The sequence below is a fragment of the Acidovorax sp. GW835-FHT14G06 genome, assembly GCF_058793595.1.
Genome location: NZ_JBXAGA010000007.1, coordinates 376807 through 387028, shown reverse-complemented (window position 1 = coordinate 387028; position 10222 = coordinate 376807). Strand labels below are relative to the sequence as shown.

The 10222-nt window shown below is 52.8% G+C and carries 10 protein-coding genes; 9 read left to right on the top strand and 1 reads right to left on the bottom strand.

Annotation, left to right across the window (positions count from 1 at the left end):
• A partial coding sequence (locus tag AC1Q64_RS15150) for a PD-(D/E)XK nuclease domain-containing protein (RefSeq protein WP_492251902.1) occupies positions 1-320 on the bottom strand: 320 nt, incomplete at its 3' end.
• Positions 321-794: 474 nt separating this feature from the next.
• On the opposite strand from AC1Q64_RS15150, the gene AC1Q64_RS15145 reads away from it, so the two are divergent.
• The 9 genes from AC1Q64_RS15145 (at position 795) to AC1Q64_RS15105 (ending at position 9433) form a co-directional block, all read left to right on the top strand.
• The gene (locus AC1Q64_RS15145) at positions 795-1901 is read left to right on the top strand and encodes an IS5 family transposase (protein WP_108625398.1); all 1107 of its coding nucleotides are present in this window, start codon (positions 795-797) and stop codon (positions 1899-1901) included.
• Positions 1902-2158: 257 nt separating this feature from the next.
• Positions 2159-2356, top strand: a complete 198-nt coding sequence (locus AC1Q64_RS15140) for a hypothetical protein (RefSeq protein ID WP_199226355.1) — start codon at positions 2159-2161, stop codon at positions 2354-2356.
• A 586-nt stretch (positions 2357-2942) separates the two neighbouring features.
• Positions 2943-3638 carry a MobA/MobL family protein gene (locus AC1Q64_RS15135; RefSeq protein WP_082493271.1) on the top strand — a complete coding sequence of 232 codons (696 nt, stop codon included), beginning with the start codon at positions 2943-2945 and terminating at the stop codon, positions 3636-3638.
• 311 nt (positions 3639-3949) lie between these two features.
• The gene (locus AC1Q64_RS15130) at positions 3950-5356 is read left to right on the top strand and encodes a tyrosine-type recombinase/integrase (protein ID WP_124513999.1); all 1407 of its coding nucleotides are present in this window, start codon (positions 3950-3952) and stop codon (positions 5354-5356) included.
• A gap of 3 nt (positions 5357-5359) precedes the next feature.
• Entirely contained in the window at positions 5360-6493 is a 1134-nt protein-coding gene (locus AC1Q64_RS15125; RefSeq protein WP_146186019.1) for a hypothetical protein, read from the top strand.
• Between the two features lie 312 nt (positions 6494-6805).
• The gene (locus tag AC1Q64_RS15120; protein WP_056419743.1) at positions 6806-7099 is read left to right on the top strand and encodes a hypothetical protein; all 294 of its coding nucleotides are present in this window, start codon (positions 6806-6808) and stop codon (positions 7097-7099) included.
• A gap of 509 nt (positions 7100-7608) precedes the next feature.
• On the top strand, positions 7609-7836 hold the full coding sequence (locus AC1Q64_RS15115) for a helix-turn-helix transcriptional regulator (RefSeq protein WP_082493275.1): 228 nt from the start codon (positions 7609-7611) through the stop codon (positions 7834-7836).
• A gap of 2 nt (positions 7837-7838) precedes the next feature.
• Positions 7839-8165: a hypothetical protein gene (locus tag AC1Q64_RS15110; protein WP_146186020.1), complete on the top strand. Its 327-nt coding sequence runs from the start codon at positions 7839-7841 to the stop codon at positions 8163-8165.
• Positions 8166-8206: 41 nt separating this feature from the next.
• A complete protein-coding gene (locus tag AC1Q64_RS15105) occupies positions 8207-9433 on the top strand; it encodes a DUF3987 domain-containing protein (protein WP_233247173.1) in 1227 nt (408 codons plus the stop codon).
• Positions 9434-10222: the final 789 nt, after the last annotated feature.

Here is a 10222-nt window from a genome sequence, read left to right as displayed (position 1 = left end):
CCGCAGACGTTCGGCGTCACGTTGCCATGCATGTAGAGGTCCCGCCAGCGCTCGCTCTTCTCTGCGCAGGCGATCTGCTTCGCGAGGCTGGCAATGGCCCCCTGCAAGGTCGCGGTAGTGATGGAGCCCTTTGCGTAGCTCTTCAGGTCGCAATGAACGAACGTCCTGCGCTGCGCATACGGCTCGTCGTAGTAGAAGACCACATCCGCCGGATGCGTGTCGACTCCATGAAGGACCTTGTCCTCACAGGGCCAGTTCTGATCTTCGGGGCCGACCTTTGTCCAGAAGAATTCTGAGAACACTTCATCAGACAGTTTCATAGCCATTAATGCGATCTTGCTCGTTTCTGACACTGAGCCTCCCTAAATACGGCTTCTTTACACTGTTTATAGATTATGGATGGAGCCGTGCTTTTGGTGGCCAGCGGTCACGGGAGGTCGTAGTTGTGTTCCTTGGCAAGTGCTAGCGCCCTTGCGCGGACGACTGCTTGAGGTCAGCCAGCGTGAGTTCGCTCACGTCAAGCCACCGTCTGCAACCGCTGCATTGCAGACAAAGCCTAGTATCGGTACTTTTCTGAGAATACCGTCTACGCTGTGGTGACTCGATGAGGAGACGCGATTCCCGAGCACGACAGGATTCACTTGTTGCCCGCAAAGTGGGTAAATCTTCAACGGCTGCAAGGATGCGCTCCTATACGCCTAACAGGCTGCTGAAATACTCCCCGCCAACCCTCTGCGCCTGCCACCGAGGCAGGACAATCGAGACATTCCCCCGAACCACCAGACAAGCCATCCATGCGCGGAGCCGACACCTTCACCGAGAGCCTGTTCACCATGCGCCATCTCGATGACTTCGTGCCCGCGGACCATCCTCTGCGCGTGATTCGCGTGATGGTCAACAAGGCGCTGGCAAACATGGATGGGCTGTTTGCCCAGATGTACGCAGCCGACATCAAAGGTGGACGCCCCAGCATCGCCCCTGAGAAGATGCTGCGCGCCATGCTCATTCAGGTGCTCTACAGCGTGCGCTCAGAACGCCAGCTCATGGAGCAAACCCAGTACAACCTGCTGTTTCGCTGGTTCATTGGCCTGGCCATGGACGATGCGGTCTGGGTGCCCACCGTCTTCAGCAAGAACCGCGAACGCCTGATCGAGCACGATGCGGTCATAGAGCTCTTCAACCAGATCGTGCAGCAAGCCCAGGAACAGGAGCTACTCTCGGGCGAACACTTCAGCGTGGACGGCACCCTGATCCAGGCCTGGGCGGGCCACAAGAGCTTTGTGCGCAAAGACCGCCAGGGCGACGACGATACCGATGCGGGCAACTTCAAAGACCAAAAGCGCAGCAACGACACCCATGAATCCACCACGGACGGGGACGCACGGCTGTACCGCAAGGGCAAAACGGCCAGCGAGTTGCGCTTCATGGGCCACACGCTCACCGACAACCGCCATGGGCCGGTGGTCAGTGCCGTGGTCACCCAGGCCGACGGGTATGCAGAGCGCGAAGCGGCCAAGGCCATGATCAACGATGCGCGACAGGCATTGCCCGGCGATGAGCCCATCACGATCACGCTGGGCGCGGACAAAGGCTACGACGCCAAGGAATTCATTGAAGCCCTGCAAGAGATGAACGTACTGCCCCATGTGGCGCAGAACAAATCAGGGCGCCAATCTGCGGTGCCCGAGGGAATAGCAGACAGCGAAGGCTACGCCATCTCGCAGCAAAAGAGAAAGCTGATCGAACAGGGCTTTGGCTGGGCCAAGACGGTGGGTCACATGCGCCAGGTGCTGGTGCGCGGGATCAAGAAAGTGGACCAGATGTTTGTGCTGACGATGGCGGGCTACAACCTCACGCGACTGCGCAGCCTGGGGCAAATCCGTCTGCAGGGGCGGGTGTGAGGGAAAAAGAGGCGGGAGATGGGCCGGGAAAGGCAAAAAACCGGCCTGATGGAGTGCTGAATTTCAAGATACGGAAACTTGGCGAAAAAACAGCGCCAGGGCCAAGGGAGGCAGGCCGCAGGTGGGGGAGTATTTCAGCAGCCTGCTAAGGCCTCAAAGTAGCGCTTGAGGACAGCTTCAGCATTTATGTCTTTTGCGACTCTCGTGGCCAGGCCCTTTGTGTCGGCAAAGCCCGGGAGCAGACTCTGTGGAAGGAAATGAATCTCGTCTTCAACAGAATGCGTGATGTGCAGACCATAGCCCTAGTACATCACCCGGAGCGCAATCAGGAGTTCAAACCAGGCTACGAGAAGCTACGTCAACCCAAAGACACCAAACTGGAATTGTTCGATCTCGCTTGGTACTTCAGCGCATATATCGTTGACGATGGAATGATTGACGACTTGGAGCTTTGATGGTGAGGAGTTTCGCCAACAACCTGCTCAACGTGCGTATGGAAACCTTTGCTCATTCAAAAGCTTAGGCCCTAGAAGGCATCCGAATCAGTACTCACGCCAGTATCTTACGGTGGTATTTTTTACATGCATCCATTGGCATGTAAGAGGCCAATACCTCGCCTGAATACACCTTGGTTCACTAGGTACTGGAATAGGTCATCAACATGGATGACCTCATTGCCATCACAGAGAGACTCATCACCCAATAGGGGCTCAAACAAATAGCCTTTGCTTGCTCTCATCTAGCGAATGCTTGTTCGCTGTATAACAGCCTATCAGTAATTTTTTACTGTGAACCTCCCTATGTTATGGATAAGAACAAGGTAGGGATAACAAGGTGCATGTAGGTACAGAACACTCATTCGACCAATGGTCGTGATATCACTGATTCAAATAGCACAGGAATAAACACGCGCACTTACCGTTTCTCAAATGATGCGTCAATCAAGCGCACCAGAGAGCACAGCCCTTCCTACTTGTTTACATCCAAAGCACGCCCCTTTGAGGGGCGTTTTTACTTTTGACCTCGAGAAAGGGTATTACCATGACATATCACCTCAGCGTGAAGACGGGAGGCAAGGGCGCTGCAGCGCGCCATGCAAAATACATCGGACGTCGCGGAGCCTTTGAGAGCAAAAGCGAAGACCTCGTGGACACATTCTCCGGCAACCTTCCCGGTTGGACCAGTGGCGATACCACCAAATTCTGGCAGACCGCCGACAAGTACGAGCGTAGCAACGCTGCCGTGTACCGCGAGTACGAGGGCGCGTTACCAGCCGAACTAACCCATACACAAATGCGCGAGGCTCTCGAGGAGTGGATGCAGCACGTCGCACCCAACAAGCCCTATGAAGTTGCCATCCATGAGCCCGTTGCCGCCCTTGGTGGAGTGCCACAACCGCATTTCCATGCGATGGTTTCGGATCGGGTACTCGATGGAATCGACCGCCCGGCGGAGCTGCATTTTCGACGTTACAACCCCAAGAAGCCGGAAGCAGGGGGCAGCAAAAAAGACAGCGGTGGCCGCACACCCTTGGCCTTGCGCAACGAGTTGAAGGAAACACGCAAAGCGTTTGCCGATCTCTTGAACCGGCATTTGACAGCGAATGGACATGACCCGCGGCTCGATCATCGAAGCCACCAGGAGCGAGGACTCTCCGCCGAGCCGGGGCGGCACCTCGGACCTGCCAGGGTCCAGCGACTGCGGGCGGCACAAGCGCAGTCTGCGACATCGCCATAGGCTCAAAACGCGAGATTTCTGCTGCCGGCAGCAGAAATTCCGTGTTTTTAGACACAGAGGCCTTCAATTTTCGCTCGAAGAACGCCGTGAGCCGAGGTGACTAAAAAGCTCTTGGCGGTCTTGGCTGCGCAAACTGCACCAGATCGATCTGCGCCTCACGTCCAAGGTTTTCCAAGAAGCGCCGTCACACGCCAAAGGACTAAAGGTAGGTGGATTGGTAGAACGGCGAACACCACCGCAAGCAACCTAGCTGCAGGTCGGCGGAGAAAAGCCTGCCGCCTCAGTGGTCCATCGGCATCTTGCAGCGTGCATTGAGCATCACGAGTCACTGTTCAACCAATCGCCACAATGGTAATGTGGGTTCAGATGATGTCCATTGGAATCCTAAAACGTCCAACCTGATCCAGTGTTCATTGGTAGAAAGGATGGAGCTCAGGTCCCTGGCAAAATCCGCTGCCCAACTCGTGGTGAAGGCGATCATGGCTCGGAAAGCGAAGGACTTAACTGCCCTTGAAGTGTCACGACTGACCTGCCAGGGTCACCATGCCGTGGGAGGCGTTGCTGGGCTGTATTTGTATGTCACGGGCTCTGGTGCGAGATCCTGGGTGCTGCGCATCATGATCGGCGACAGGCGGCGGCACATGGGCCTTGGGAGTTTTCCAGAAGTCACACTTGCGCAAGCCAGATCAAAAGCCCGTGAAGCCAAAGACTGGCTGGATCAAGGGGTCGATCCGATTGAGCGTCGGACCGCACTCATGACCTCTTTGAAAGCACAGCAGGTGCTACCCATGACGTTCGAGCAGGCAGCCAATGCCTACATCGCAACACGCGAGAGTGAATGGAAGAACCTCAAGCACCGCAGTCAGTGGTCTTCCACTCTCAAGACCTACGCATATCCTCATATTGGAAATACGGCAGTTCAGGACGTATCGACTGAGCAGGTACTGTCCATCCTCAAACCGATATGGACCACCAAAGCAGAGACAGCTTCGCGCCTTCGGGGGCGGATTGAAGCAGTACTGGATTGGACGACCATTGGGGGACAGCGTAGTGGCGACAATCCAGCTCGATGGAGAGGGCACCTAGACGCGTTGCTGCCTCGACCATCCAAAGCCCGGGAGATCCAACTCCACGGCGGACATCCGGTCACCAACATGCCAGAGTTCATGTGCAACCTCCGCCGTCGCCCAGGAACTGCAGCACGTGCCCTCGAGTTTTGCATTCTCACTGCAGTCCCTAGCGATTGGGTGCTCATGGCCCGATGGGGTGAGATTGATTTGAGAGCTGGTGTCTGGACGGTGCCCGCTGAGCGTGCGGCGTTGGATGAACCGTATCGAATCCCACTTAGTAGCAGTGCGATATCTGTACTGAAGTCAGAGGTGCTTCACATTCCGCCAGACACTCACTTGGTCTTTGCAAAGGACAAAGAATCATCCCTCTCAGAGGCGATACTGGTTGACGTATTGAAACGGTTGAGTCTGGAGCTCTATCCCGACGACTTCAGGCGCACTTTCCGAGACTGGGCTGTTAATAAGGCCCGGTACCCCCAGAAACTCGTAGATATTTCATTGGCGAGTGCTGCCAAGAGAAATGAAAAATCATTAAAACCTGATGACGTTGAATTGGGGCAGAGAAGGGAAATGATGAACGAATGGGACCAATTTATCATGCAAAAAGCGTCGAAGATCGCTTTTCCGTTTGCTTTGAGAGCCTTTTGATCTATGAGCTCAGCCTATAAAGATGCCTCTAGTCGCTTAGAAAACATCGCTGGAAAATTCGGCTTGGCCCCTAAAAAGGTGCTCGCCAATTTATTGGAGCACGGTTTCAAGTTTTATGTTCAGATTCCGAGTGACCTTGTTGCGGTAGCTGTTAATAAACAGATCTTCGATGGCCATGGTGTGGATAACCGGCAAGCGTATGCAGTGCTGAATCACATCAGGCCATTCGTTCTGAAGTCAGCTCGGATGCTTGAGATTGATGCCGCAGGATTGCTGAACGCCAAGGATTTTTGGTGCACGGATTTTGCAATCGCTCTTCAACTCGAGGCGAAGCGCTGGGCTGCCTGCGATATTTTTTCAAGTTCATCTGAAACTGGCCGCCGCCTCACATTGGGTGGTGCAAATATCATTTTGCAACTCCGCCCATCCTCTGAAGAGTATTTTGGGGAGCGTTACAGTGATCTCCGGACTGCGGAGCCAATTCAGATAACCATTGATAATCTTCATGTGCATCCAGAGAAGGTGGGTGATGCGGAAGCTTTATTGCATGTTGACGGCAAAGAAGTCGATCCTCTATTGGATTTGAGTGCGCCTCACTTTTCAGAGGCTTTGATCGTACTGTGGGATATTTTTAGGGAGACCTGGTTCCTTCGAGACCTAACAGTTCAGGAAGTCCGTGATTGGAAACGCTCAGCCATCGTTGAATTGAAAGCCAGGTCGGAAGTTTTTAATTCGGCAAATTCAAGTGAAACAGCATTAAAATTTATTACTCCCCGTGACCTTGATTTGTATAAACGAAAGTGGACGGATGGCGTTGTAAAGCCCGCCGAGAACGGCGAGATTGATCCTCGTTTCGATTGTCTATTAAAAGCCTCGGATCATTTTTGGAAGCCGTATTTTGAAAAATCCGCTAAAAGCAATGGGCAAGTAAAAATTAAGAAAGTGAGCCAGGAAAATATTGCTCAGTACATTCGGGATTCCAATGGTGAGCTGTTTACTCAGGTTGAGAGTAAAGTGGCGGCTATGATTATTAATCCTTTTCCTGATCTTGCAAAGCGGAAGAGTCGCAAGAAGTCTTTGGAGGTAATCAAGCAGAATAAAACAATATTTGGTCCTAAGGTGCTGTCCGATTTATGATGCCTGTATTGCCAGAAATTTTCTGATCTCATCAGCCTCGCAGTGGAAAATTGTGGTTGAGCGCAATGTCTGCAACTCCATTGTCAATGTTCTGCCTAAACGACAAACAGACCAAGAGCCTATTGAGCCAAAACTGATGAATTCGCGTGAGAGGGTCTTTACACCACGCGCCGAGACGAGACTTGATGTGCTCGATTAGGATCATGCCGACCTCACATGCCGATTGGGGCTAGCGCCGAGTTCGCCTCGTTTTGATGTCCTGTTGTTGCCTGCCGACGTACTCCCCGCATCTGTCGTACCGAGGCGCGCGGCGTGTTCTACACATTGGGCAAAGTCCAACAGCTTGCGAAGTGTTCCAGGGATCTTGACGAGGTCACGGTGGCGAGCCTTGCTATGCCCGGACTTGTTATTGATCAATTGAAACGCGCGTTCGACTTTGAAACCGATGGGGGCGTTGACCAGCACAGATTGTCTTGGATTTGCGGTTCGCGCGCTTGTGTGCTGCATCTTGCGCTTGCCGTACTGTTTGACTGCATGCCCGTTGACTTCGATGCCCTACTGGTCATCGCGCTAGCTCATTCCCTGCTGGTTCACGTCGGCCACTAAATCTGTAGGTCTCCACGCACAAACACATGCGCTTGTGTCACGTCCTTGAAGTTGGCCGCTTTACTCACAGCCGAGCATGAGCCCCAAGCCCGGGTCTCCCCTTGTGCGCCTGCTATTTCTGAGATCCCAGTGGCTGCCCTATTGGTCAGGTACTTCGTTGGGGACTCGTCGGATTCAATTGCTTAGATTGCTTCTTCGTCACATCTCACCCGGGGTGCCAGAGTTGTGCAATTCCCCCTTGGTGACAAGCCTGACCGGGGTCATTGAGCGCATGCGGTCCTCTATGTATGACTAGCCGTTTGCTGACCTCTTCAGCTCATCTCCTCGTTATATGGCGGCAGAGATCTTTAGTTGCCAGGAAAGCAGAGTAAGAACCAAGAAGTTGTATGCCCGGCTCGTAGGCTTACGTGGCCTATGCTCACAGTGCTGGTATTTTATACAGTGAAAATTCCGAAGATGACGCTAAGTTGAGCTTTGGCGACCATTGAGTCTCTTTGAAAGGAGTCGCAATGACCACAACAACTTCCGGCATCTGCCGGTTAAACGAGCTAAAGGCTCTCACCGGCTTAGGCCGTTCCACGATCTATGCCAAGGGAAACCCCCGCAGTCGTCAGTATGACGAGAAGTTCCCGCGGAGAGTGCGCTTGGGGACCGCCAATAGCCGATCTGTTGGCTGGCCTCGGGCAGAGGTTCTCGCGTGGCTTGATCTGACGGCTACAACGCGACGTGTGGTGTGACTATGCACAAACCGCAAACCCCTAACGCGCTAGTTACTAGACGCTACATCACGACCGCCGACAATCAGGTCTTTGAACCTGGGCCGTATCCCGTTGAGCAATTTCCAGATCTCTTACGTGAAGTCTTAATTGAAATTTCCCAACGGCGGGGCTTGAAGCCCCAGCTTATCGGAGGAGCACTCCTTGCTGCTTGCGCCGCTGCGCATCAACCTGCCATCAAGGTGCAAGGGTCCAATGCCCAAACTGTCGGATTGAACTTGAGTGTCCTGACAATCGGGATTCGCGGAGCGGGTAAGACGACCGTCGATGATTTGCTTTTTTTTTCCTGAGAGAGTATCAGAGTGAGCAAGATAAAATTCATGAAAAGGCGTTGAAGACGCACGAAATTAAAATTCGAATTCATAAAATAAAGGTTCGCTTAATCGATAAATTCATTAATCAATGTGTCAATCAAGGTAAGGACTATGATGATTATGAAAGAGATCAGGAGGAACTCCAGGAAAAAGAGCCGCGACTGCCAAAGGAGGAAAATGTATTAATTCAGGATGCAACTCTTGCTGGAATTCTTGAGGTTTTGAACAAAGGAATTCCTGTAACTACCATCAGTATTGCGGAGGCAGAGAGATTTTTTTCTGGTAAATCCAAAGGAGACTTGGCGACGCTCAATGATCTTCACGATCCTTCCTCACATATGTCTGTTCTTCGGAAGGGATGTAAAATGGTATTTGAGGAGCCTGTCGTAACTCAAAACTACTCGATCCAACATGATGCAGTAAAAAAGTACATTCAGCGGTCTCGTGAAATGGGCAATGTTGGGCGTGCCCTCATTTGTGAAATTTCCGAGATCCCTGAGACAGTTGCAGAATCCAATGCTCCCTTTAAGGCTCTGCCATTGCTTCAGGCCAAGCTAGCAGATTTTTTAAGTATTGGAATGAGGAGAAGGCATGATGATAATTTTAAATTTGATGTTATCATGACTTCTCCGAGCGCCGACATGATGTTTGTTGAGTATTTCGCAAAGCTGCGTGAGTCCATCAAACCGGGAGGGCGCTTTAGCGATGTTGATGATGCTGTCGCGAAGATGAGAGCTAATGCCCTAAAAATCGCAGGGATTTTTCATCTGATGGGGGGAAAAACTGGATTCATCGAAGGCGACACCATGAAAGCAGCGCTCCACGTTTGTACTTGGTATCTGCTCGAGTTCCAACGCCTCTTTGGCCGAATCGGTGAACTGAGCGACGAGCAAACCTACGCACGAGTGCTTGAGGAATGGCTATGGGCTCGCTTCAAAGTAAAAAGGGCCATGTTCAACGTCAGAGTGGGGGAGGTCAGGGACATGGGGCCTAATTGTTTCAGGCCACCGAAGCGAGAGAATTTGGACTTGGCGATCCGCGCGCTGGAAAAGAAAGGTGTTGTTGAGGTGCAGGATATTAGGGGGGAAATGCAATTGAAAATTAATCGCGAGTATTTTCTGACAAATCCAGCCCCTGGCAATGTGCTGAATCTGATGAAGGATTTTGCTTACTTGGACAGTCCGAACGGACGGTATGGCCTTGGATCCAGAAGTTACCAGCCGCCGACGATTGGGAGGGGCTGATATGTGGGTAGGGGCAACTGTAGATGGTTGCCTCCTTCCCTCGGTGCTCTTCAGCCTAGGATTGAGTTGCAATGGACCGCAGTTGTTGCTGGCGATGCCGACGATGACACTCCCAAAGCCGCCTTGTCAGGCGGCTTTGTCATTGTGGGGCGCTCATCTTTTCTATCGCTCTAAGTATGGAGGCAATGTTGCGTCCGATGGCTCACCAAGCGTCCTTGCGAAGCTAGTTGATGCTGCGCCCGCCGAGGTGTTGATAGCAACGCACGAGTGTCCCGCGTGCACGACCCGGTCCAGATTCAATAGCAGCCAACAGGGTGCGATCAGATAAAGGGAAAGGGTCTCAGGCCACTGATAGGTTAGGCTGAGATGGAACTGGCTGAAAACACAGTGTTTCTGTATACTGGATAAACAATCAGTATTTCATCCAGCCTTATCCGGAGCATGCCATGACCGTCCAGCAAAAGTACCGCCAGTACAGTACGCCTCCTCGCGTGTCTTCGCCCACATGGCTGCGAAAGGTCTGGGGCTGGCTGTGAGCATTGGCCATACGGTGTGGCAGATGCATCGGGCCGACATCCACGTGAACTCGTGGATGGGTCCGCGACAGTGTTCAGTCTGTGCGGGATCCGCATCGACTTGGCCAGGACTGACTCATGTAAGGTGAGGTTCCATGGCCACTGGTAGGCCGGGGGGCTGACTCCAGCGTTCCGATATTGGTCGGCGATTTGCGTCCTAGCTCCGTCCAGGCCGGGTTCCCATCGCCCGCAGAAGACAATATGGTTCAGCGTG

Bases quoted from the DNA above. Each gene is read 5' to 3' on its own strand.
- AC1Q64_RS15145 (WP_108625398.1), top strand. From the start codon at position 795: ATGCGCGGAGCCGACACCTTCACCGAGAGCCTGTTCACCATGCGCCAT.
- AC1Q64_RS15140 (WP_199226355.1), top strand. From the start codon at position 2,159: ATGAATCTCGTCTTCAACAGAATGCGTGATGTGCAGACCATAGCCCTA.
- AC1Q64_RS15135 (WP_082493271.1), top strand. From the start codon at position 2,943: ATGACATATCACCTCAGCGTGAAGACGGGAGGCAAGGGCGCTGCAGCG.
- AC1Q64_RS15125 (WP_146186019.1), top strand. From the start codon at position 5,360: ATGAGCTCAGCCTATAAAGATGCCTCTAGTCGCTTAGAAAACATCGCT.
- AC1Q64_RS15115 (WP_082493275.1), top strand. From the start codon at position 7,609: ATGACCACAACAACTTCCGGCATCTGCCGGTTAAACGAGCTAAAGGCT.
- AC1Q64_RS15110 (WP_146186020.1), top strand. From the start codon at position 7,839: ATGCACAAACCGCAAACCCCTAACGCGCTAGTTACTAGACGCTACATC.